Raw genomic sequence first — 22,389 nt, 5'->3', positions numbered from 1 at the left:
CAAGCGAAGGGTTCCCCTGCCGCACCGCTTGGAGGGCGTACCGTGCACCGCCGGCACAACGGGCTCAGGACCGCAGTCCTCCTCGGGGGACTGTCCGCACTCATCATCGTCATCGGCAGTTTCTTCGGCCGCACCGGCCTGATCGTCGCGGTCCTCGTCGCCCTCGGCACCAACGCGTACGCGTACTGGAACAGCGACAAGCTGGCACTGCGCGCCATGCGCGCCCGCCCGATCAGTGAGTTCGAGGCCCCGGCTCTCTACCGCATGGTCCGCGAACTCTCCACTCAGGCCCGCCAGCCCATGCCCCGCCTGTACATCTCCCCGACGGAGGCGCCCAACGCCTTCGCGACCGGCCGCAACCCGCGCAACGCGGCCGTGTGCTGCACGGAAGGCATCCTGCGCATCCTGGACCAGCGTGAACTGCGCGGCGTGATCGGCCACGAACTCAGCCACGTCTACAACCGCGACATCCTCATCTCCTCCGTCGCCGGCGCCCTCGCCTCCGTGATCATGTTTCTGGTCAACTTCGCCTGGCTGATCCCGATCGGCCGCTCCAACGACGACGAGGGCCCCGGCCTGCTCGGCATGCTCCTGATCATGATCCTCGGCCCGCTCGCGGCCACCGTCATCCAACTGGCCATCAGCCGCTCCAGGGAGTACGAGGCCGACGCGTCCGGCGCCCGGCTCACCGGCGACCCCCTCGCCCTCGCCAGCGCTCTGCGCAAGCTGGAGACCGGCACCCAGCAGCTCCCGCTGCCCCCCGAGCCGCGTATCGAGACCGCGAGCCACATGATGATCGCCAACCCGTTCCGCCCGGGCCAGGGATTGTCGAAGATGTTCTCCACGCACCCGCCGATGGCGGAGCGCATCGCCCGACTCGAACAGATGGCAGGTCACTACCGGTGAAGACAATCCTCAACGTCATCTGGCTGGTCCTCAGCGGCTTCTGGCTGTTCCTCGGCTACCTCCTCGCGGGAGTGCTGCTGTGCATCACCGTGATCGGCATTCCGTTCGGCATCGCCGCCTTCCGTATCGGCGTCTACGCCCTGTGGCCCTTCGGGTACACCACGGTCGAGCGCCGCGACGCGGGCGCCCCCTCCTGCGTCGGCAACGTGCTGTGGCTGATCCTCGCGGGCTGGTGGCTGGCCCTCGCCCACATCACCACCGGCATCGCGCTGTGCGTCACGATCATCGGTATCCCGTTCGGCATCGCCAACTTCAAGCTGATCCCGGTCTCCCTGTTCCCGCTGGGCCGCGAGATCGTCCGCACGGACCAGCCGTTCGCGGCACGCTGACGGACGGGGGCAAAGACCCGGAGCCCTACCGCGCCGCCACCCACCGCCGTACGCCGTACGAGGCCATGCCCACCGCCAGCACACCGGCGCCCACGGCCACCGAGACCCACGGCAGCGCGAACGCCAGCGTCACGCACCCGATGAGTCCCACCGCCGGAACCGCGCGCCGGGCGGGAGAGGCGTCCAGGGTCCAGGCGGAGGCGTTGGCGATGGCGTAGTACGCCAGCACACCGAAGGAGGAGAAACCGATCGCGCCCCGGACGTCCACCGTGGCGGCCAGGACCGCGACCACCGTGCCCACGGCCGGCTCCGCCCGGTGCGGCACCTGAAAACGGGGGTGCACGGCGGCCAGCGCGCCGGGCAGATGCCGGTCCCGTGCCATGGCCAGCGTGGTCCGCGAGACGCCCAGGATGAGGGCGAGCAGCGACCCCAGCGCGGCCACGGCGGCCCCGGCCCGCACCACCGGCACCAGCCCGGGTACCCCGGCCGCCCGCACCGCGTCGGCCAGCGGCGCTCCCGCGTGCCCGAGCCCCACCGGCCCCAGCACGGAGAGGACGGCCACCGCCACACACGCGTACACGGCCAGCGCGATGCCCAGGGCGAGCGGGATCGCGCGGGGGATGGTGCGCGCCGGGTCCCGTACCTCCTCGCCGAGGGTCGCGATCCGTGCGTACCCGGCGAACGCGAAGAACAGCAGCCCGGCCGCCTGCAGCACGCCGCCGGCGCCCACGGGGCCGCCGACGGCGGCCCGCCCCGCGGCGGAAGCGCCGGAACCCAGACACACGACGACCACGGAAGCGAGGACCGCCAGCACCACCGCCACGATCACCCGCGTCAGCAAGGCGGACTTCCGGACGCCGCCGTAGTTCACCGCGGTCAGCGCCACCACGGCCGCGACCGCCACCGCGTGCGCCTGCCCCGGCCAGACGTACGCCCCCACGGTGAGCGCCATCGCCGCACAGGAGGCCGTCTTCCCGACCACGAACGCCCAGCCCGCCAGATGGCCCCAGAACATGCCGAGCCGCTCACGCCCGTACACGTACGTGCCGCCCGAGGCCGGATACCGGGCGGCCAGCCGCGCCGACGAGGTGGCGTTGCAGTAGGCCACCACGGCGGCGACCGCGAGCCCGAGCAGCAGACCGGAGCCGGCCGCGCGCGCCGCCGGTCCCAGGGCGGCGAAGATCCCGGCCCCGATCATCGAGCCGAGCCCGACCACCACGGCGTCCCGGACCCCCAGGGTGCGCCGCAGCTCGGACGCGGAGGCGGCAGAGGAGCGGGTCATGGTCCGAACTCTATTGGCGGGCGCAACCACGGGGCGTGGCTGTGGCGTCTTCCTCTCCGACACGGCCGGAACGCCGCATGAACACGCGTGTGGTAAGCACGATCACGACACGTGACGAGTACGACGGGCAGGTTCAGAGCATGGGCATCATCAGCTGGATCATCCTGGGACTGTTGGCCGGGGCCATCGCGAAGTTCCTGCTCCCGGGCCGCGACCCGGGCGGCTTCATCGGCACGACCCTCATCGGCATCGCCGGAGCGTTCATCGGTGGCTGGATCTCCGCCCGCTGGCTGGGCCACCCGATCAGCAAGAGCTTCTACGACGGCGCCACCTGGGCCGCGGCGATCGGCGGCTCGCTCGTCCTGCTGATCGCCTACCGCATCCTGTTCGGCAACTCCCGCGACTGAGCGCACCGCCGAGGCGCGGCCGGCAGACGGAGAAGGGTGGGCACCAGCGCGGTGTCCACCCTTTTTCCCGTAACTTCCGCGTGCCCACGCCCGTGCGTGGCGCGCCGTCCCTACCGGTAGTTCACGAACTGCAGCGCGAAGTCGAAGTCCTGGCCCTTGAGCAGGGAGATCACGGCCTGCAGGTCGTCGCGGCTCTTGGAGCTGACGCGCAGCTCGTCACCCTGGACCTGGGCCTTCACGCCCTTGGGGCCCTCGTCGCGGATGAGCTTGGCCACCTTCTTCGCGTTCTCCTGGGAGATGCCCTCCTTGATCGACGCGAAGAGCTTGTACTCCTTGCCGGACAGCTGCGGCTCGCCCGCGTCCAGGGCCTTCAGCGAGATACCGCGCTTGATCAGCTTGGACTGGAAGACGTCGAGGACTGCCTTCACCCGGTCCTCGGAGTTCGCCTCCATGAGGATCTTGTCACCGGACCACGAGATCGAGGCACCCACGCCCTTGAAGTCGTAGCGCTGCGAGATCTCCTTGGCGGCCTGGTTGAGGGCGTTGTCGACCTCCTGCCGCTCGACCTTCGAGACGATGTCGAAACTGGAGTCGGCCATGTCCTGTGGCTCCTTGTATCGGGGTGCGTATCGGATGCGTGTCGGCGGGCGTGGGGAGGCCGCCGAGCCCGCCCTTCGGGCCGCGTGCCGCATCCGCACCAGCCTAGTCATCCCCCGTCCCCGCGGTGCCGATCAATCGGGTGGCGAGGCACCCCTCCGCATCGGGTATTGTTTACGTCGTTGCCAGGGAGCGCCGCCGAAAGGTGGTTCAAACAGGCGGCAATACCCGGCGGTGTGCCCGAGCGGCCAAAGGGAGCAGACTGTAAATCTGCCGGCTCAGCCTTCCCAGGTTCGAATCCTGGCGCCGCCACTGTGGGAAACCCCCTCTGATCTGCGGAGACGTAGATCAGAGGGGGTTTTCGTGTGGGCTCTCAGTTGCCCGCCACCGACTTCACCGCGACCGACACCGGTGCCGAGCCGCTGACGAGTTCCAGGGTCAGGCCGGCGGTGGCGGGGGTGTCGACCAGTTCGGCCAGGACGGCGGCCACGTCGTCGCGGGGGATCGAGCCGCGGCCGGTGTGGGCCTCCAGGCGTACGAGGCCGGTGCCGGCGTCGTTCGTCAGCGCGCCGGGGCGCAGGATCGTCCAGTCCAGGGCCTCCTGGCCGCGGACGTGGTCGTCGGCCGCGCCCTTGGCGCGCAGATAGACGTCGAAGACCTCGTCGCCCTTGTGTCCCGCGTCCGCGCCCATCGACGACACGACCAGGTGGCGGCGCACGCCCGCGCGTACCGCCGCGTCCGCGAACAGCACCGCCGCGCCCTTGTCCACCGTGTCCTTGCGCGCCGCGCCGCTGCCCGGGCCCGCGCCCGCCGCGAACACCGCCGCGTCGGCGCCCCGCAGCCGCTCCGCGACCTCCTCGACCGACGCCGACTCCAGGTCGAGCACGATCGGTTCGGCACCGGCCGCCCGCAGGTCCTCGCTCTGTTCGGCACGGCGGATGATCCCCGTCACCTCGTCCCCGCGCACGGCGAGCAGCCGCTCCAGCCGCAGCGCGATCTGACCATGACCACCAGCGATGACAATGCGCATGTCTCCGACCGTACGCCCGAACGGCCGTGTCCGCCGTACGACTTCGGGCATGTCCCGGGGCGCACATCCGCACACCGCGTCACGACAGCTCGCCCCGCCCCTGCCGCGGCAGCCCCAGCTCCACCGCGGCGGCCGAGTCGCAGTACTCCCGTACCGCACTCGTACGCGCCACCACGCGCCCCCGGTGCACCACGATCCGGCTGTACCCGAGCGACAGCGCGCCCGCGAGCCGGTCGCCGCGCACCGCGAGCAGCTCGGCGGGGAAGCCCGCCTCCACCCGCACCTCGGTCAGGCCGAGCACCGCGCGGGCCGACGCGCTCACCGCGTCGTAGGCGTCCTCGGGGCGCAGCCCGTGGCGTGAGGCCAGCAGATACGCCGCCTCCAGCGGGTCGCCGCGCCCCACCGGGTTCGACACGTCCCGCAGGGTCCCGCTGCCCGCGGCCACCCGCACCCCGGCCGCCCGCAGCAGCCGTACCGGAGCCGTGTCCCGCCCCTCGGCGCCCCCGCAGCCGCCCTGGGGCAGGCACACCACCGTCACCCCGGCCGCGGCCAGTTGGTCCGCGACCCGCGCGGCCGCCCCGGCCGACAGCCGGGACAGGCCGCCGCACGGGCCCAGCGCGACTCCGGGGTGCAGCCCGCCCGCCACCGCCGCGATCCGCGCCAGACGGGCCGGGTCGGCCCCGTCGGTGTGCAGGTCGACAGGGCAGCCGTGCTCGGAGGCGACCTCGAGGACCGCCTCGACGTAGCCCGTGGGGTCGGGGTCCACGTCCGGGCAGCCGCCCACCACGCACGCGCCCGCCTTCACCGCGTCCCGCAGCACCGCCAGGCCCTCCGCACCGGCCGCACCGGTGAGCACGCGCGGCACCGCCACCGTCGTCAGCTCGGTGAGTCCGCGCAGCGCCCGCCGCGCCCGCAGGACCGCCGTCAGGGCGCCGAGCCCCTGGACATCACCCACGCGTACGTGTGCGCGCACGGCCGTCGCCCCGTGACCCAGTTGCAGCAGCGCGGCCTCGGTCGCCCGGCGCTGGACGTCCTCCGGGTCGTACGACACCGGACCGCCACCGCCGTCGGCGGTCAGGGCGGCGTCCAGGTGGGCGTGGGGTTCGGCCGGGGCCGGCAGGAGCAGATAGCCGCCGAGATCCACGCGCGTGCCTCCGTCCCGCGGCCCGCCGGCGGCGAGGCTGCCGGCGGTGCCGACCGCCTCGATGCGCCCGCTGGCCAGCCGTACGTCCACGGTCCGTCCGTCGGCCAGCCGGGCCCCGCACAGCAACAACCCGTCCGGATCCGTCCGTCCGGACGAGCCCGGCGAGGAGGACGAGTGGGGCGGCTGACCGGGGGGCATCGCACTCCAGGTGGGGACATGGACCGCGTGGCCGCGCGCGGGACGCAAGATCACGCAGAGTGGGTCGAGCCTAGGGCGGTCACCGGGCCCGACGAGGGAGGAGCGCAATAGTCGTACCGGTGTGGCCGCACGGCGGGACGGCACGGCGAATCGGATTTGGGTGTGGGGCGGCGAAGCGTGTAATGTCTTCCTCGCTCGCCCCAATAGCTCAGTCGGCAGAGCGTCTCCATGGTAAGGAGAAGGTCAACGGTTCGATTCCGTTTTGGGGCTCTGGTGTGAGAGGCTCCCGCCGCCAGGCGGGGCCCGATCGCATCGCAGCGGTGTAGCTCAGTCGGTAGAGCAAGCGGCTCATAATCGCTGTGTCACCGGTTCAAGTCCGGTCACCGCTACTCCCAGTAGCCGATTGCGGGGTCGGTCCTTCGATCGGCTACTCTTTTCTGCGTTGAATACCTACCCGTTCGTCAAGGAGCACTCACGTGGCTGCCACCGACGTCCGCCCGAAGATCACGCTGGCCTGCGTGGAGTGCAAGGAGCGGAACTACATCACCAAGAAGAACCGGCGCAACAACCCGGACCGTCTTGAGATGAAGAAGCACTGCCCGCGTTGCAACGCGCACACCGCGCACCGCGAGACGCGATAAAACAAAACCCATACATGAGGCCGTCCCCGCGCCAGGGGGGCGGCCTCATGTTGTTTCATGTGGGAAACCCCAGCTGACACCAGGAGGTGCCGAGCCATGGCGCTCGACCAGTCCTTCGTGGGGCGGTCCTACCCGCCCACCGCCCCCTACGAGGTCGGGCGGGAGAAGATCCGTGAGTTCGCGGAGGCGGTGGGAGACGCCAACCCGGCCTACACGGACCCGGAGGCCGCCAAGGCGCTCGGCCACTCGGACGTGATCGCCCCGCCGACCTTCGTCTTCGCGATCACCTTCAAGGCCGCCGGACAGGTCATCGAAGATCCGCAGCTCGGCCTCGACTACAGCCGCGTGGTGCACGGCGACCAGAAGTTCGTCTACACCCGGCCCGTGCGCGCCGGCGACCGGCTCACCGTCACCTCCACCATCGAGGCGATCAAGTCCCTGGCCGGCAACGACATCCTGGATGTCCGCGGCGAGGTGCACGACGAGGCCGGCGAGCACGTCGTGACCGCCTGGACCAAGCTGGTGGCCCGCGCGGCCGAGGAGGCGTGAGGAACCGATGACAGCGAAGATCGCTTACGACGACGTCGAGGTCGGCACCGAGCTTCCGGCCCAGACCTTCCCCGTGACCCGCGCCACCCTCGTCCAGTACGCGGGCGCCTCCGGGGACTTCAACCCCATCCACTGGAACGAGAAGTTCGCCAAGGAGGTCGGGCTGCCGGACGTGATCGCGCACGGCATGTTCACCATGGCCGAGGCGATCCGCGTCGTCACCGACTGGGCTGGCGACCCCGGCGCCGTCGTCGAGTACGGCGTCCGCTTCACCAAGCCCGTCGTCGTCCCGAACGACGACAAGGGGGCCCTGATCGAGGTCGCCGGCAAGGTGGCGGCCAAGCTCGACGACAACACCGTACGGGTCGACCTGACGGCCATGAGTGACGGCCAGAAGGTCCTCGGAATGTCCCGGGCGGTCGTACGACTGGCGTGACGGCCACCGCGGTCCCGTGGCCGTCGGCGTGCCGGGCTGTCAGCGGGGTCTCGTAGTCTTGGGCGCGTGCAGGAACTCCACGACGCGCCCCTCGCCCCGCTGACCACCTTCCGGCTGGGCGGCCCCGCGACCCGGCTGATCACCGCGACCACCGACGCCGAGGTGATCGACGCCGTCCGCGAGGCCGACGCCGCCGGCACGCCGCTGCTGCTCATCGGCGGTGGGTCCAACCTGGTCATCGGAGACAAGGGCTTCGACGGCACCGCCCTGCGCATCGCCACCCGCGGTTTCGAACTCAGCGGTACGACGCTGGAGCTGGCCGCCGGCGAGGTCTGGACCGACGCGGTGGCCCGTACCGTCGAGGCCGGCCTCGCGGGCATCGAGTGCCTGTCCGGCATCCCCGGCTCCGCCGGCGCGACCCCGATCCAGAACGTCGGGGCGTACGGCCAGGAGGTGTCCACCACCATCACCGAGGTCGTCGCCTACGACCGCCGGGCGGGCGAGACGGTGACCCTGGCCAACGAGGAGTGCGTGTTCTCCTACCGCCACAGCCGCTTCAAGGCCGACCCGGAGCGGTACGTCGTCCTGCGCGTCCGCTTCGCCCTGGAGGACGCGGACGGGCTGTCGGCGCCCGTCAAGTACGCCGAGACCGCCCGCGCCCTCGGCGTGGAGGCGGGCGACCGGGTGCCGCTCGCCACCGCCCGCGACACCGTGCTGAAGCTGCGCGCCGGAAAGGGCATGGTGCTGGACCCCGAGGACCACGACACCTGGTCGGCCGGCTCCTTCTTCACCAACCCGATCCTCACGGACGCCGACTTCGCCGCCTTCCGCGCGCGCGTGCGGGAGCGGCTGGGCGAGGGCGTCGAGCCGCCCGCCTACCCGGCGGGCCAGGGGCACACCAAGACCTCCGCGGCCTGGCTGATCGACAAGGCCGGCTTCACCAAGGGCTACGGCACCGGTCCGGCACGCATCTCCACCAAGCACACCCTCGCCCTCACCAACCGCGGCGGCGCGACCACCGAGGACCTGCTGACCCTGGCCCGCGAGGTCGTGGCCGGCGTCCGCGAGACCTTCGGCATCACCCTGGTCAACGAGCCGGTGACGGTGGGCGTGAGCCTGTAGGCAGCGCGACTGCCTGTGGGTTCACCAGGTACAAAGGAAACAAGGGGAACAAGGGGAACAAGGGGAACAAGGGGAGGGGAAGACCATGGGGGAGCGACGCGGCAGACGTGCCCTCGCAGTCGCGGCCGTCCTGGTGGGCGTGCTCGTCACGGGATGCGGTGAGCGACACGCCGAGGCCGGGGACAGGAAGCCGGACGCACCGGCGTACACGGGCGTGGAGGAGATCCCCGAGACGCTCGCACCCGACGGCACCACCGTCCGCGTGGGGTCCCCGCACGCGAAGATCGTCGTCCATGTGTACGAGGACCTGCGCTGCCCGGTCTGCGAGGAGTTCGAGACCCGGGGCGGCGGCGAGGGGCTGCGCGCGATGGTCCTGTCCGGCGAGGTCCGGGCCGAGTACACGCTCGCCTCGTTCCTCGACGACCGACTCGGCGGCCAGGGCTCGAAGAAGGCCGCCAACGCCCTGCGCGCCGCCCTGGACGCGGGCAGATTCGTCGAGTACCACGAGGCGCTCTTCGCCCACCAGCCCGAGGAGGCCGTCGACGGCTACACCGACGCGTTCCTGCTCGACATGGCCTCCCAGGTCCAGGGCCTGCGCGGCACGGAGTTCGACGCGGCGGTCAAGGGCATGAAGCACCGCGACTTCGTGACCGCCTCCGAGAAGGCCTTCGAGAAGTCGGGAGCGCCCGGCACCCCCACGGTGAAGGTCAACGGCAAGGCCGTCCCCGATCAGCTGTCCGGAGGCCTCTTCGACAAGGACATGCTGCCCATGGTGATCGGCGCCACGGCCCGCTCCTGACGCCGCCGAGGCCTCGGCCGCGGCGCACTCCCCGTCAGCCCGCCAGCCAGTCGTCCACCCCCGACAGCAGCTTCGCCCGGACGTCCTCCGGGGCCGCCGACGCGCGGATCGACTGGCGGGCGAGTTCCGCCAGTTCGGCGTCCGTGAAGGCGTGGTGGTGGCGGGCGAGGTCGTACTGGGCCGCCAGGCGGGAGCCGAACAGCAGGGGGTCGTCGGCGCCCAGGGCCATCGGAACACCGGCCTCGAAGAGCGTGCGCAGGGGTACGTCCTCCGGCTTCTCGTACACGCCGAGGGCCACGTTCGACGCCGGGCACACCTCGCAGGTCACGCCCCGGTCGGCGAGGCGCCCCAGCAGACGCGGGTCCTCCGCCGCGCGCACCCCGTGGCCCACCCGGTGGGCCTGCAGGTCGTCCAGGCAGTCGCGGACCGAGGCCGGGCCGGTCAGCTCGCCGCCGTGCGGGGCCGCGAACAGGCCGCCGGCCCGGGCGATCGCGAACGCCCGGTCGAAGTCCCGCGCCATGCCCCGGCGTTCGTCGTTCGACAGCCCGAAGCCGACCACGCCGTGGTCCCGGTAGCGCACGGCCAGCCGGGCCAGCGTGCGCGCGTCCAGAGGGTGCTTCATACGGTTCGCGGCGACCAGCACCCGCATCCCCAGGCCCGTCTCGCGCGACGCCGTCTCCACCGCGTCCAGGATGATCTCCAGAGCCGGGATCAGTCCGCCCAGGCGCGGGGCGTACGAGGTCGGGTCGACCTGGATCTCCAGCCAGCCCGAACCGTCCTTGACGTCCTCCTCGGCGGCCTCCCGCACCAGGCGCCGGATGTCCTCCGGCTGCCGCAGGCAGGAGCGCGCCGCGTCGTACAGCCGCTGGAAGCGGAACCAGCCCCGCTCGTCCGTCGCCCGCAGCTTCGGCGGCTCCCCGCTGACCAGGGCCTCCGTCAGCGCCTCGGGCAGCCGTACACCGTACTTGTCGGCCAGCTCCAGCAGGGTGCCGGGCCGCATCGACCCGGTGAAGTGCAGGTGCAGATGGGCTTTCGGCAGCTCAGAGACATCACGTACACGCTCCATCTCTGGATCGTGCCGCACGTCCCCCGCGTCCCGGTAGTCGTTTCCACTTTCGTGGTCTTGCTCGCACAAATGAAGGGGCCCGCGACCTGCTCACGGGAGTAGGTCGCGGGCCCCGCGTGAAAAGGGGGGGCCTCAGTCCCGCGCCTCCGCCAGCAGCTTCTGGATCCGGCTGACGCCCTCCACCAGGTCCTCGTCACCGAGGGCGTACGACAGCCGCAGATAGCCCGGCGTGCCGAAGGCCTCGCCCGGGACGACCGCGACCTCGGCCTCCTCCAGGATGAGCGCGGCCAGCTCCACCGAGTTCTGCGGGCGCTTGCCGCGGATCTCCTTGCCGATCAGCGCCTTCACCGACGGATAGGCGTAGAACGCGCCCTCCGGCTCCGGGCAGAGTACGCCGTCGATCTCGTTGAGCATCCGCACGATGGTCCTGCGCCGCCGGTCGAAGGCCTCGCGCATCTTCGCGACCGCCTCCAGACCGCCGGAGACGGCGGCGAGGGCGGCAGCCTGGGAGACGTTCGCCACGTTCGACGTGGCGTGCGACTGGAGGTTCGTCGCGGCCTTGACCACGTCCTTGGGGCCGATGACCCAGCCCACGCGCCAGCCGGTCATGGCGTACGTCTTGGCGACGCCGTTGACCACGATGCACTTGTCGCGCAGCTCGGGCAGCAGCGCCGGCAGGGAGACGGAGACGGCGTCGCCGTAGACCAGGTGCTCGTAGATCTCGTCGGTGAGCACCCACAGGCCGTGCTCCAGGGCCCAGCGGCCGATCGCCTCGGTCTCGGCCTCGGAGTACACCGCGCCGGTCGGGTTGGAGGGGGAGACGAAGAGGACGACCTTGGTCTTCTCCGTGCGGGCGGCCTCCAGCTGCTCGACCGTCACGCGGTAGCCGGTGGTCTCGTCGGCGACGACCTCGACGGGGACACCGCCGGCCAGGCGGATGGACTCCGGGTACGTCGTCCAGTACGGCGCCGGCACGATGACCTCGTCACCCGGGTCGAGGATCGCGGCGAACGCCTCGTAGATGGCCTGCTTGCCGCCGTTGGTGACCAGGATCTGCGAGACGTCCGGCTCCCAGCCGGAGTCGCGCAGCGTCTTGGCGGCGATCGCGGCCTTCAGCTCGGGCAGGCCGCCGGCCGGCGTGTACCGGTGGTACTTGGGGTTCTTGCAGGCCTCGATCGCGGCTTCGACGATGTAGTCCGGGGTCGGGAAGTCCGGCTCACCGGCGCCGAAGCCGATCACCGGACGCCCGGCGGCCTTGAGAGCCTTGGCCTTGGCGTCCACGGCGAGGGTGGCGGACTCGGAGATCGCGCCGACTCGGGCGGAGACCCGGCGCTCGGTGGGAGGAGTTGCAGCGCTCATACCGTCCATCGTTTCAGACCGGGAACGGCCGCGGCACTTCGGTTTCGCTCACAGGCCCGCCCTGTCGGTTTCCGCCGACGAAGCACCTTCGGGCGCTTTCCGTTCGACGACCGGCGCCGGACCACGTACACTCTCACCTCGTTGGCCTTCAGCAGCCGCTGCCGTACCCGATGCACATCGAGCATCCGGTCGGATGCGGTACGTTGGGGGACACACAAAGGGTCGTAGCTCAATTGGTAGAGCACTGGTCTCCAAAACCAGCGGTTGGGGGTTCAAGTCCCTCCGGCCCTGCTACACACATCATCGCCAGGATGTGTGCGCATGTACGTACAGCAATGCATCGCCGTGCGGCTCGACCGGGCGCGGCACGGCCACGACCCGGAATCAGGTGAGGACGAATGACGGACGCCGTGGGCTCCCTCGACACGCCTGATGCCCAGGACGAGGTGGCGGAGTCCAAGAAGAAGCCTCGCAAGGGCGGCAAGCGTGCCAAGAAGGGCCCGCTTAAGCGCCTTGCCCTCTTCTACCGCCAGATCATCGCGGAACTCCGCAAGGTCGTCTGGCCCACTCGTAACCAGTTGACGACGTACACCACCGTGGTGATTGTCTTCGTCGTCATCATGATCGGCCTGGTGACCGTGATTGACTATGGGCTCGACCACGCGGCCAAGTACGTCTTCGGCTGAGCCAAGAGCGAAGGGCGCCGTGGTACCCGGCGCCCCTTTCGCATGTTCCACCCCTATGTATCCAGGAAGAAGCAGCCACCGTGTCTGACCCGAACCTGAACGACGCCATCGAGCCGACCGAGTCCGTGGATGACGAGCTCGACATCGTCGAGGGTGCGGACGAGGTCGACGAGGTCGAGGCTGCCGAGGCCGCCGCGGGCGAACCGGCCGAGGAGGCCGCCGTCCACGTCGAGGACGAGGCGCCCGAGGGAGGGGCCGCCGAGGAGGAGCCGGAGGCCGAGGTGGACCCGGTCACCAAGCTCCGCGAGGAACTGCGCACGCTGCCCGGCGAGTGGTACGTCATCCACACCTACGCCGGCTACGAGAAGCGCGTGAAGGCCAACCTGGAGCAGCGCGCCGTCTCGCTGAACGTCGAGGACCTCATCTACCAGGCCGAGGTTCCCGAGGAGGAGATCGTCCAGATCAAGAACGGCGAGCGCAAGACCGTCCGGCAGAACAAGCTGCCCGGCTATGTGCTCGTCCGGATGGATCTGACGGACCAGTCCTGGGGCGCCGTCCGCCACACCCCGGGCGTCACCGGCTTCGTGGGGGACGCCTTCAACCCGTACCCGCTGACGCTCGACGAGATCGTGAAGATGCTCGCCCCGGAGGCCGAGGAGAAGGCCGCCCGCGAGGCCGCCGAGGCCGAGGGCAAGCCGGTCCCGCAGCGCAAGGTCGAGGTCCAGGTGCTGGACTTCGAGGTCGGCGACTCGGTCACCGTCACCGACGGCCCGTTCGCCACGCTGCAGGCGACGATCAACGAGATCAACCCCGACTCGAAGAAGGTCAAGGGCCTGGTGGAGATCTTCGGCCGCGAGACGCCGGTCGAGCTCTCCTTCGACCAGATCCAGAAGAACTAGGTTCCTCATCACTGGCCATTGGCCGGCCCGCCCCTACCAGCGGTTTTCCGCCGGTAGGGGCATTGTGTGTGCGGCCGTGGGCCTCCGGGCCGTTGTGCGTGCCGGCGCGGTGCGGTGGGATGATCAGACGGAGCAGCCGGGGACCTGGGGCGGACTGGTGCGGCAGTTGTCCGGGGTGTTCTCGGTAACTGCGTTGTCTTGCAGGGTCATGGTGCCCTGGTTGTTGCAGATGCCTCCGCCGGTCTGCGCGGTGTTCCTGAAGATGTGGGTGTGGGTGACGGGCAGGAGGTCGTCGTTGGCGATGCCGCCGCCGTTCCGGGCCGCGGTGTTGTCCCTGAGGGCGGTCCCGCTCACATCAGCACGAGAACCGCCGAAAACGCCGAGCCGGCGTGGTTGTTCCGGATCACGCCGGAGACGACGGTCAGGGCGCCGTTGCCGGTGACGACGATCCCGCCACCAAAGTCCGCGGTGACGCCGTTGGCGATGGTGGCCGCTCGCAGCGTCAGTTCGCCGTGGTCGACGGTCAGGATGCGGAACACCCCGATTTACGAGTGATGATGGCGTTGCGCAGATGGGCCTGGCCGCACGGCACGTTGTGCGTCGCGGCCGAGGCGGAGGGGGCCGGCGCGGCGGGGGCCAGCGTGGCGACCGTACCTATGCAGAGAATCCGGGCGGTGCGAACGAAAAGCTCATGGGTGAACCTGCCACTCCTTCTGAAGTCGCGCCCGCCGCGAGCGCGACGGTTCAGAAGGGCCGTGGGCGCCGCAGGCAGAGGTGCTGTCAGCGGAGGAGGTGTCCGTCGAGTCGCCGGTTTCCTCCACTTGCCACCTGATTTGCGCCTGATGATCCTTCGTGATGTGTCCGATGGCCGAACCGGGCCAATGGGCGCGAGGCCGTCCGTCGCATGCCTCCGCAGGCCACTTGACCTCGGCGATTTCAGGTCCCGAGGGGACAGGGGCTATCGTGGTGCGGTATGCCATCTGCGGGATCGTGCACCGGTCGGAGCAGGTCGAAGGCGCGGATGGTACTCAACCTCTCAGTAAGGACCCGGAGAGAGCATGCCTCCCAAGAAGAAGAAGGTCACGGGGCTCATCAAGCTCCAGATCCAGGCCGGTGCCGCCAACCCGGCCCCGCCGGTCGGCCCCGCGCTGGGCCAGCACGGCGTCAACATCATGGAGTTCTGCAAGGCCTACAACGCCGCGACCGAGTCGCAGCGCGGTTGGGTCATCCCGGTGGAGATCACGGTCTACGAGGACCGTTCCTTCACCTTCATCACCAAGACGCCGCCGGCCGCCAAGATGATCCTCAAGGCCGCGGGCGTGGAGAAGGGCTCCGGCGAGCCGCACAAGACCAAGGTCGCCAAGATCACCCAGGCGCAGGTCCGCGAGATCGCCCAGACCAAGCTGCCCGACCTCAACGCCAACGACCTGGACGCCGCCGCGAAGATCATCGCCGGCACCGCCCGTTCCATGGGCGTCACCGTCGAGGGCTGAACCCCACCCCGTAGTACGTACGCGGCCGTAGCAGGCCGCACGTGGCAGGGCCTGCTCGGCCCGTACCACGACTCCTTTCAGAACACACAGGAGCAGTTGTGAGCAAGCGCAGCAAGGCTCTCCGCGCTGCGGACGCCAAGATCGACCGGGAGAAGCTGTACGCCCCGCTCGAGGCCGTCCGTCTCGCCAAGGAGACCTCCACGACCAAGTTCGACGGCACCGTCGAGGTCGCCTTCCGTCTGGGTGTCGACCCGCGCAAGGCCGACCAGATGGTCCGTGGCACCGTGAACCTTCCGCACGGCACCGGTAAGACCGCCCGGGTCCTGGTCTTCGCGACCGGTGACCGTGCCGAGGCCGCGCGTGCCGCGGGCGCCGACATCGTCGGTGCCGACGAGCTGATCGACGAGGTGTCGAAGGGCCGTCTGGACTTCGACGCCGTCGTCGCCACCCCGGACCTCATGGGCAAGGTCGGCCGCCTCGGCCGCGTCCTCGGCCCGCGTGGACTGATGCCGAACCCGAAGACCGGCACCGTCACCCCCGACGTGACCAAGGCCGTCACCGACATCAAGGGCGGCAAGATCGAGTTCCGCGTCGACAAGCACTCGAACCTGCACTTCATCATCGGCAAGGCGTCGTTCGACGACACCAAGCTGGTGGAGAACTACGGCGCCGCGCTGGAGGAGATCCTCCGTCTGAAGCCGTCCGCCGCCAAGGGCCGCTACATCAAGAAGGCCGCCATCACCACCACGATGGGCCCCGGCATCCCGGTCGACCCGAACCGCACCCGCAACCTCCTCGTCGAGGAGGACCCGGCCGCGGTCTGAGCCCACGGCTCACCCAGTCGGTGACGAGCCCCGCGACCTTTCCAGGCGCGGGGCTCGTCCCTTTTCCCGTATGGCTTTTCCCGCACGGCTGTCAGTGGCCTGCGCTAGCGTGAGGACCACAGCAACGGCACAGGGGTGGGACGAATGAAGAGCACGACCGCGCGCCGTACGACGCTCTCGATCGCGGTGGCGGCCGCGATGACGGGAGTGGCCGCGTGCGGCTCCGGCGGCTCCTCCGGAGGCTCGGGCGGGACCGACGGGGCGGCGGGGCGGGGTGCGACGCATGTGAGCCCCATAGCGGCCCTGCGCTCCGCCGACACGTCCACCGCCGAGGCCGAATCCGCCAAGGTGTCGATGACGACCGGCATCGGCACGCTGATGTCCATGAAGAGCGACGGCACCCTCGACTGGTCCCGTGGCCTGACCGGCACGCTCACGTTGACCTACACCGGCGGCGAGGCCGCCGAGACGATGCGCAGGATCGGGTCCACGACGATGGAGGCGCGGTACCTGCCCGACGCCTACTACGCCCGCATGGGCGACGCCTTCGCGCGGCAGACGGGCGGCAAGCACTGGATCCGGTACGGCTACGGGAACTTCGAGCAGCTCGGCGGCGCCCGCGCGTACATGAGGGAACAGCTGCAGAACGCCACGCCGAACCAGTCGGTGAAGTTGCTGCTGGCCTCCGGCGACGTCAAGAAGGTCGGCGAGGCGACGGTGCGCGGCGAGCGCACCACGCACTACGCGGGCACGGTGAACGCCGCCGACTTCGCCGAGAGGAGCTCGAACCTGCCCAAGAGCCAGCTGGACGAGCTGAAGAAGAACCTCACCCGGGCGGGCGTCACCACGGAGTCCATCGACATCTGGATCAACGACCAGAACCTACTGGTGAAGAAGGTCGAGAAGGCGGAGACGGCGGCCGGCACCGTGACCAGCACGACCCACTACAGCGACTACGGCGCGAAGGTCTCCGTCCAGGCGCCCCCGGCCGGCGACACCGTGGAATTCAAGGACCTGATGAAGTCGCAGGGCGCCGTCGCGGGTGGCACGGGCACCGGCTCCTGACCCCGTACGGTCCGAGCCTCCGTAGGTCTGGGCTCCGTACGGGCGGATTTGCATTGCGGTGACCCGTTCCCGTACGCTCCCACCGAAGCCAAAGACCGCTGGTCGTTGCCGTGCGCTCGTACGAGGGCGCGGTGGCCGAAGGATCCGCTGAACTGCGGACGACCCGCGTAGGTGACAGTGGAAGAACTCCCGGAGTGCGCGCGACCGTGTCGTGTGCGTGGCCGGTCGAGTCCGCCCCGTGCGCCTGCGCCGGGGCGTTTCGTTTTTCCCAGTCCTCCTTCGGGTCCGCGCGGTCCGAATCACCCGGAAGGAGGCCGAGGCTCTATGGCGAGGCCCGACAAGGCTGCCGCGGTTGCGGAGCTGACGGACAAGTTCCGCAGTTCCAACGCCGCCGTGCTGACCGAGTACCGCGGTCTCACCGTGGCGCAGCTCAAGACGCTGCGCCGGTCGCTCGGTGAGAACGCCCAGTACGCCGTGGTGAAGAACACGCTGACCAAGATTGCGGCCAATGAGGCCGGGATCACGCTGGACGACCAGCTCTTCGCTGGTCCGACGGCCGTCGCCTTCGTCACCGGTGACCCGGTGGAGTCGGCGAAGGGTCTCCGTGACTTCGCCAAGGACAACCCGAATCTCGTCATCAAGGGCGGTGTCCTTGAGGGCAAGGCGCTGTCCGCCGACGAGATCAAGAAGCTTGCGGACCTGGAGTCTCGCGAGGTTCTGCTCAGCAAGCTGGCCGGTGCCTTCAAGGCGAAGCAGTCCCAGGCTGCCTCCGTCTTCCAGGCGCTGCCGTCGAAGCTCGTCCGCACCGTGGACGCGCTGCGCGCCAAGCAGGACGAGCAGGGCGGTGCCGAGTAATTCGGCTCGCTTTCTGACCCGCGCCGCCTGACGCGGCAAGGGTCGCAGCGGGCCGACGTACGCCCGCCTCACCCAGTACATCCGGCACCTGCCGATTCAAGTGGAAGGACCGCCATCATGGCGAAGCTCAGCCAGGAAGACCTGCTCGCGCAGTTCGAGGAGATGACCCTCATCGAGCTCTCCGAGTTCGTGAAGGCCTTCGAGGAGAAGTTCGACGTCACCGCCGCCGCGGCCGCCCCGGTCGTCGTCGCCGGTGGTGCCGGTGTCGCCGCCGCCGAGGCCGAGCCCGAGAAGGACGAGTTCGACGTCATCCTCACCGGCGCCGGCGAGAAGAAGATCCAGGTCATCAAGGTCGTGCGCGAGCTGACCTCCCTGGGCCTGAAGGAGGCCAAGGACCTGGTCGACGGTGCGCCGAAGCCCGTCGTCGAGAAGGTCAACAAGGAGGCCGCGGACAAGGCCAAGGAGGCCCTCGAGGGCGCCGGCGCCTCCGTCGAGGTCAAGTAAGACCTCACGACGGGTCCGTCAGGGACTCCCGCGCGCTGACAGCAGTCCCGCAGGGCTGTAACGCGAACGCACCGAGGAGCGATCATCCATCCGGGTGGTCGCTCCTCGGCGTTTCCCAGGGGCGGCGCAGGCTGCCTTGCACCCGGGACCGAGAGGGGTATGGTGATCTTCGTCGTGCCTCGAGAGGTCCCGGCGCAGGCCGCAAGTGACGAGGGCAGCATCCGGTTTTGGCATGGGGGGCCTTGACGAACTGCACGCAGCGCGCAATTCTCAGGACGCGTCGTCACAAGGATCCGAATCCGAGGCATGGATCGACGACGAAGAGGGCAGTATCAGGGTGCGTTGAGGGCAGGCATGCCGCAGGCGTTGACAACTACGAGGGTCTCGAAAAACCCGTACTGGACATCAGTGGGCCAAGTGGCTACACTGACCCTTTGCGCTGCCTGTTAGCTGCCCCCTGCCCGTCACCAGGGGCATGCCCTCGCCTCAGCAACGACGACCGGACCATCACTGACCTGGCCTTTTCGGCCGGAGCAGGACGACCCGTCGTCAAGCGGCGGCGGGGGGCCGGTACGCGCGTAGTGAGTCCGAGCCCTCGGAAGGACCCCCTCTTGGCCGCCTCGCGCAACGCCTCGACCGCGAATACGAACAACGGCGCCAGCACCGCCCCGCTGCGCATCTCCTTTGCAAAGATCAAGGAGCCCCTCGAGGTTCCGAACCTTCTCGCGCTGCAAACCGAGAGCTTCGACTGGCTGCTCGGCAACGACGCGTGGAAGGCTCGCGTCGAGGCGGCTCTGGAGTCCGGTCAGGACGTCCCCACCAAGTCCGGCCTCGAGGAGATCTTCGAGGAGATCTCCCCGATCGAGGACTTCTCCGGGTCGATGTCGCTGACGTTCCGCGACCACCGCTTCGAGCCGCCGAAGAACAGCATCGACGAGTGCAAGGAGCGCGACTTCACGTACGCCGCCCCGCTCTTCGTCACGGCCGAGTTCACCAACAACGAGACCGGCGAGATCAAGTCCCAGACCGTCTTCATGGGCGACTTCCCGCTCATGACGAACAAGGGCACCTTCGTCATCAACGGCACCGAGCGTGTCGTGGTGTCGCAGCTGGTCCGTTCCCCCGGTGTCTACTTCGACTCCTCCATCGACAAGACGTCCGACAAGGACATCTTCTCCGCCAAGATCATCCCTTCCCGGGGTGCCTGGCTGGAGATGGAGATCGACAAGCGCGACATGGTCGGTGTCCGCATCGACCGCAAGCGCAAGCAGTCCGTCACCGTCCTCCTGAAGGCGCTCGGCTGGACCAACGAGCAGATCCTCGAGGAGTTCGGCGACTACGAGTCGATGCGCGCCACCCTGGAGAAGGACCACACCCAGGGCCAGGACGACGCGCTGCTGGACATCTACCGCAAGCTGCGTCCGGGCGAGCCCCCCACGCGCGAGGCCGCGCAGACGCTCCTTGAGAACCTCTACTTCAACCCCAAGCGCTACGACCTCGCCAAGGTCGGCCGCTACAAGGTCAACAAGAAGCTGGGTGCGGACGCTCCGCTGGACGCCGGCGTCCTGACCGTCGAGGACGTCATCTCGACGATCAAGTACCTGGTGAAGCTGCACGCCGGCGAGATCGAGACCGTCGCCGACAACGGCGAGACGGTCGTCGTCGAGACCGACGACATCGACCACTTCGGCAACCGCCGTCTGCGCAGCGTGGGCGAGCTCATCCAGAACCAGGTCCGCACCGGTCTGGCCCGGATGGAGCGCGTCGTCCGCGAGCGCATGACCACGCAGGACGTCGAGGCGATCACGCCGCAGACCCTGATCAACATCCGGCCGGTCGTCGCCTCCATCAAGGAGTTCTTCGGCACCAGCCAGCTGTCCCAGTTCATGGACCAGAACAACCCGCTGTCGGGCCTCACCCACAAGCGCCGCCTGTCGGCCCTTGGCCCGGGTGGTCTCTCCCGTGAGCGGGCCGGCTTCGAGGTCCGTGACGTGCACCCCTCGCACTACGGCCGTATGTGCCCGATCGAGACGCCGGAAGGCCCGAACATCGGTCTGATCGGCTCGCTCGCCTCCTACGGCCGGGTCAACGCGTTCGGTTTCGTCGAGACCCCGTACCGCAAGGTCAACGACGGCCAGGTCACCGACGAGGTCGACTACCTGACCGCAGACGAGGAGGACCGCTTCGTCATCGCGCAGGCCAACGCCACCCTGACGGACGACCTGCGCTTCGCCGAGGCCCGCGTGCTGGTCCGCCGCCGTGGCGGCGAGGTCGACTACGTCAGCCCCGAGGACGTCGACTACATGGACGTCTCGCCGCGCCAGATGGTGTCGGTCGCGACCGCCATGATCCCCTTCCTCGAGCACGACGACGCCAACCGTGCCCTCATGGGCGCGAACATGATGCGCCAGGCCGTTCCGCTCATCAAGTCGGAGGCCCCGCTCGTCGGCACCGGCATGGAGTACCGCTCCGCCGTCGACGCCGGCGACGTCGTCAAGGCCGAGAAGGCCGGTGTGGTCCAGGAGGTCTCCGCGGACTACATCACCACCGCCAACGACGACGGCACGTACATCACGTACCGCCTGGCCAAGTTCGCCCGCTCCAACCAGGGCACCTCGGTCAACCAGAAGGTCATCGTCAACGAGGGCGACCGCGTCGTCGAGGGCCAGGTCCTCGCCGACGGCCCGGCCACCCAGAACGGCGAGATGGCGCTCGGCAAGAACCTGCTGGTCGCGTTCATGCCGTGGGAGGGCCACAACTACGAGGACGCGATCATCCTGTCGCAGCGCCTCGTGCAGGACGACGTCCTCTCCTCGATCCACATCGAGGAGCACGAGGTCGACGCCCGTGACACCAAGCTCGGCCCCGAGGAGATCACCCGGGACATCCCGAACGTCTCCGAGGAGGTCCTCGCCGACCTCGACGAGCGCGGCATCATCCGCATCGGCGCCGAGGTCATCGCCGGCGACATCCTCGTCGGCAAGGTCACCCCGAAGGGCGAGACCGAGCTGACCCCGGAGGAGCGCCTGCTGCGCGCGATCTTCGGTGAGAAGGCCCGTGAGGTCCGTGACACCTCGCTGAAGGTGCCGCACGGCGAGACCGGCAAGGTCATCGGCGTACGCGTCTTCGACCGCGAGGAGGGCGACGAGCTGCCGCCCGGCGTGAACCAGCTGGTCCGCGTCTACGTGGCGCAGAAGCGCAAGATCACCGACGGTGACAAGCTCGCCGGCCGCCACGGCAACAAGGGTGTCATCTCCAAGATCCTGCCGATCGAGGACATGCCGTTCCTGGAGGACGGCACCCCGGTCGACATCATCCTCAACCCGCTGGGCGTGCCGTCCCGAATGAACCCGGGACAGGTCATGGAGATCCACCTCGGCTGGCTCGCCAGCCAGGGCTGGGACGTCTCCGGCCTCGCGGAGGAGTGGGCCGAGCGCCTCCAGACCATCGGCGCAGACCAGGTCGAGCCGCGCACCAACGTGGCCACCCCGGTCTTCGACGGTGCCCGGGAGGACGAGATCGCGGGTCTGCTGGAGCACACCGTCCCCAACCGCGACGGCGACCGCCTGGTCCTGCCGTCCGGCAAGGCCCGGCTCTTCGACGGCCGCTCCGGCGAGCCGTTCCCGGACCCGATCTCGGTCGGCTACATGTACATCCTGAAGCTGCACCACCTGGTCGACGACAAGCTGCACGCCCGCTCGACCGGTCCGTACTCGATGATCACCCAGCAGCCGCTGGGTGGTAAGGCCCAGTTCGGTGGCCAGCGGTTCGGCGAGATGGAGGTGTGGGCACTCGAGGCGTACGGCGCCGCCTACGCCCTCCAGGAGCTGCTGACCATCAAGTCCGACGACGTCACCGGCCGCGTGAAGGTCTACGAGGCCATCGTCAAGGGCGAGAACATCCCCGAGCCCGGCATCCCCGAGTCCTTCAAGGTGCTCATCAAGGAGATGCAGTCTCTCTGCCTCAACGTGGAGGTGCTGTCCAGCGACGGTATGTCCATCGAGATGCGCGACACCGACGAGGATGTCTTCCGCGCCGCGGAGGAGCTCGGCATCGACCTGTCCCGGCGCGAGCCGAGCAGCGTCGAAGAGGTCTGACGGGAGTCCGGCGGGCCTCCTGACCAGGAGGCCCGCCGACC

The 22,389-nt window shown here is 69.5% G+C and carries 24 protein-coding genes and 4 tRNA genes; 20 read left to right on the top strand and 8 right to left on the bottom strand.

Translation table 11 applies throughout. The features are described 5' to 3' along the window. The first annotated feature begins 42 nt into the window (after positions 1–42). Together htpX and ACX25U_RS14740 are read left to right on the top strand one after the other, a co-directional pair. Positions 43–906, top strand: coding sequence for a zinc metalloprotease HtpX (gene htpX / locus ACX25U_RS14745; protein ID WP_454392274.1), 864 nt, complete (start codon positions 43–45; stop codon positions 904–906). Beyond that, positions 903–1,295: a YccF domain-containing protein gene (locus tag ACX25U_RS14740; RefSeq protein ID WP_454392272.1), complete on the top strand. Its 393-nt coding sequence runs from the start codon at positions 903–905 to the stop codon at positions 1,293–1,295. Before htpX ends, ACX25U_RS14740 begins: the two co-directional genes overlap by 4 nt. Positions 1,296–1,320: 25 nt before the next feature. Here ACX25U_RS14740 and ACX25U_RS14735 read toward each other — a convergent pair whose 3' ends face one another. After that, complete coding sequence (locus tag ACX25U_RS14735; protein WP_454392270.1) at positions 1,321–2,577, bottom strand: APC family permease; 1,257 nt, start codon at positions 2,575–2,577, stop codon at positions 1,321–1,323. 140 nt (positions 2,578–2,717) lie between these two features. Between ACX25U_RS14735 and ACX25U_RS14730 the strand changes: the two genes are divergently transcribed. Continuing rightward, positions 2,718–2,984, top strand: coding sequence for a GlsB/YeaQ/YmgE family stress response membrane protein (locus ACX25U_RS14730; protein WP_454394279.1), 267 nt, complete (start codon positions 2,718–2,720; stop codon positions 2,982–2,984). A 110-nt stretch (positions 2,985–3,094) separates the two neighbouring features. On the opposite strand, the gene ACX25U_RS14725 is transcribed toward ACX25U_RS14730, so the two are convergent. Beyond that, entirely contained in the window at positions 3,095–3,583 is a 489-nt protein-coding gene (locus tag ACX25U_RS14725) for a YajQ family cyclic di-GMP-binding protein (protein WP_454392269.1), read from the bottom strand. 228 nt (positions 3,584–3,811) lie between these two features. Here ACX25U_RS14725 and ACX25U_RS14720 point away from each other — a divergent pair. Continuing rightward, a tRNA-Tyr gene (locus ACX25U_RS14720) sits at positions 3,812–3,893 on the top strand. Between the two features lie 61 nt (positions 3,894–3,954). Here ACX25U_RS14720 and ACX25U_RS14715 read toward each other — a convergent pair. Together ACX25U_RS14715 and ACX25U_RS14710 are read right to left on the bottom strand one after the other, a co-directional pair. Continuing rightward, on the bottom strand, positions 3,955–4,611 hold the full coding sequence (locus ACX25U_RS14715; protein ID WP_454392267.1) for an SDR family oxidoreductase: 657 nt from the start codon (positions 4,609–4,611) through the stop codon (positions 3,955–3,957). A 79-nt stretch (positions 4,612–4,690) separates the two neighbouring features. Continuing rightward, on the bottom strand, positions 4,691–5,953 hold the full coding sequence (locus ACX25U_RS14710; protein ID WP_454392265.1) for an amidohydrolase family protein: 1,263 nt from the start codon (positions 5,951–5,953) through the stop codon (positions 4,691–4,693). A gap of 197 nt (positions 5,954–6,150) precedes the next feature. Here ACX25U_RS14710 and ACX25U_RS14705 point away from each other — a divergent pair. The 7 genes from ACX25U_RS14705 to ACX25U_RS14675 all read left to right on the top strand — a co-directional run bounded on the left by ACX25U_RS14705 (position 6,151) and on the right by ACX25U_RS14675 (position 9,500). Continuing rightward, positions 6,151–6,223 (top strand) — tRNA-Thr (locus tag ACX25U_RS14705). Between the two features lie 46 nt (positions 6,224–6,269). Continuing rightward, a tRNA-Met gene (locus tag ACX25U_RS14700) sits at positions 6,270–6,342 on the top strand. Positions 6,343–6,429: 87 nt separating this feature from the next. Then, positions 6,430–6,594 (top strand): 50S ribosomal protein L33, encoded by a 165-nt coding sequence (rpmG, locus tag ACX25U_RS14695; RefSeq protein WP_003948671.1) that lies wholly within the window; start codon positions 6,430–6,432, stop codon positions 6,592–6,594. A 96-nt stretch (positions 6,595–6,690) separates the two neighbouring features. Then, positions 6,691–7,143 carry an FAS1-like dehydratase domain-containing protein gene (locus ACX25U_RS14690; RefSeq protein WP_454392263.1) on the top strand — a complete coding sequence of 151 codons (453 nt, stop codon included), beginning with the start codon at positions 6,691–6,693 and terminating at the stop codon, positions 7,141–7,143. A 7-nt stretch (positions 7,144–7,150) separates the two neighbouring features. Then, a complete protein-coding gene (locus ACX25U_RS14685; RefSeq protein WP_454392261.1) occupies positions 7,151–7,579 on the top strand; it encodes a MaoC family dehydratase in 429 nt (142 codons plus the stop codon). Positions 7,580–7,645: 66 nt separating this feature from the next. Continuing rightward, a complete protein-coding gene (locus tag ACX25U_RS14680) occupies positions 7,646–8,701 on the top strand; it encodes a UDP-N-acetylmuramate dehydrogenase (protein WP_454392259.1) in 1,056 nt (351 codons plus the stop codon). A gap of 85 nt (positions 8,702–8,786) precedes the next feature. Beyond that, on the top strand, positions 8,787–9,500 hold the full coding sequence (locus ACX25U_RS14675; RefSeq protein WP_454392257.1) for a DsbA family protein: 714 nt from the start codon (positions 8,787–8,789) through the stop codon (positions 9,498–9,500). A gap of 34 nt (positions 9,501–9,534) precedes the next feature. Here the strand turns inward: ACX25U_RS14675 and ACX25U_RS14670 are convergent, their stop codons facing one another. Next, positions 9,535–10,566 carry an adenosine deaminase gene (locus ACX25U_RS14670; RefSeq protein ID WP_454392255.1) on the bottom strand — a complete coding sequence of 344 codons (1,032 nt, stop codon included), beginning with the start codon at positions 10,564–10,566 and terminating at the stop codon, positions 9,535–9,537. Positions 10,567–10,698: 132 nt separating this feature from the next. Next, on the bottom strand, positions 10,699–11,925 hold the full coding sequence (locus ACX25U_RS14665; RefSeq protein WP_454392253.1) for a pyridoxal phosphate-dependent aminotransferase: 1,227 nt from the start codon (positions 11,923–11,925) through the stop codon (positions 10,699–10,701). 218 nt (positions 11,926–12,143) lie between these two features. Between ACX25U_RS14665 and ACX25U_RS14660 the strand changes: the two genes are divergently transcribed. The 3 genes from ACX25U_RS14660 (at position 12,144) to nusG (ending at position 13,510) form a co-directional block, all read left to right on the top strand. Then, positions 12,144–12,216 (top strand) — tRNA-Trp (locus ACX25U_RS14660). 107 nt (positions 12,217–12,323) lie between these two features. Continuing rightward, complete coding sequence (gene secE, locus ACX25U_RS14655) at positions 12,324–12,611, top strand: preprotein translocase subunit SecE (RefSeq protein WP_454392251.1); 288 nt, start codon at positions 12,324–12,326, stop codon at positions 12,609–12,611. A gap of 80 nt (positions 12,612–12,691) precedes the next feature. Further along, complete coding sequence (nusG, locus tag ACX25U_RS14650; protein WP_454392249.1) at positions 12,692–13,510, top strand: transcription termination/antitermination protein NusG; 819 nt, start codon at positions 12,692–12,694, stop codon at positions 13,508–13,510. A 123-nt stretch (positions 13,511–13,633) separates the two neighbouring features. Here the strand turns inward: nusG and ACX25U_RS14645 are convergent, their stop codons facing one another. Next, positions 13,634–13,864 carry a hypothetical protein gene (locus ACX25U_RS14645; protein WP_454392247.1) on the bottom strand — a complete coding sequence of 77 codons (231 nt, stop codon included), beginning with the start codon at positions 13,862–13,864 and terminating at the stop codon, positions 13,634–13,636. After that, positions 13,861–14,049 carry a hypothetical protein gene (locus ACX25U_RS14640; protein ID WP_454392246.1) on the bottom strand — a complete coding sequence of 63 codons (189 nt, stop codon included), beginning with the start codon at positions 14,047–14,049 and terminating at the stop codon, positions 13,861–13,863. The genes ACX25U_RS14645 and ACX25U_RS14640 overlap by 4 nt, the downstream gene beginning before the upstream one ends. Positions 14,050–14,568: 519 nt before the next feature. Between ACX25U_RS14640 and rplK the strand changes: the two genes are divergently transcribed. The 6 genes from rplK (at position 14,569) to rpoB (ending at position 22,348) form a co-directional block, all read left to right on the top strand. Further along, entirely contained in the window at positions 14,569–15,003 is a 435-nt protein-coding gene (rplK, locus tag ACX25U_RS14635) for a 50S ribosomal protein L11 (protein WP_043442978.1), read from the top strand. A gap of 98 nt (positions 15,004–15,101) precedes the next feature. Continuing rightward, positions 15,102–15,827: a 50S ribosomal protein L1 gene (rplA, locus tag ACX25U_RS14630; protein WP_454392244.1), complete on the top strand. Its 726-nt coding sequence runs from the start codon at positions 15,102–15,104 to the stop codon at positions 15,825–15,827. A 144-nt stretch (positions 15,828–15,971) separates the two neighbouring features. Further along, complete coding sequence (locus ACX25U_RS14625; protein WP_454392242.1) at positions 15,972–16,892, top strand: hypothetical protein; 921 nt, start codon at positions 15,972–15,974, stop codon at positions 16,890–16,892. 324 nt (positions 16,893–17,216) lie between these two features. Beyond that, positions 17,217–17,747: a 50S ribosomal protein L10 gene (gene rplJ / locus ACX25U_RS14620; protein ID WP_454392241.1), complete on the top strand. Its 531-nt coding sequence runs from the start codon at positions 17,217–17,219 to the stop codon at positions 17,745–17,747. A gap of 117 nt (positions 17,748–17,864) precedes the next feature. Then, positions 17,865–18,251 (top strand): 50S ribosomal protein L7/L12, encoded by a 387-nt coding sequence (gene rplL, locus ACX25U_RS14615; RefSeq protein WP_454392239.1) that lies wholly within the window; start codon positions 17,865–17,867, stop codon positions 18,249–18,251. A gap of 611 nt (positions 18,252–18,862) precedes the next feature. Continuing rightward, positions 18,863–22,348 (top strand): DNA-directed RNA polymerase subunit beta, encoded by a 3,486-nt coding sequence (gene rpoB / locus ACX25U_RS14610; RefSeq protein ID WP_454392237.1) that lies wholly within the window; start codon positions 18,863–18,865, stop codon positions 22,346–22,348. The last annotated feature ends 41 nt before the right edge of the window (positions 22,349–22,389 follow it).

It is taken from the genome of Streptomyces sp. JNUCC 63 (assembly GCF_054366325.1).
This window is presented reverse-complemented; position numbering and strand designations above follow the sequence as displayed.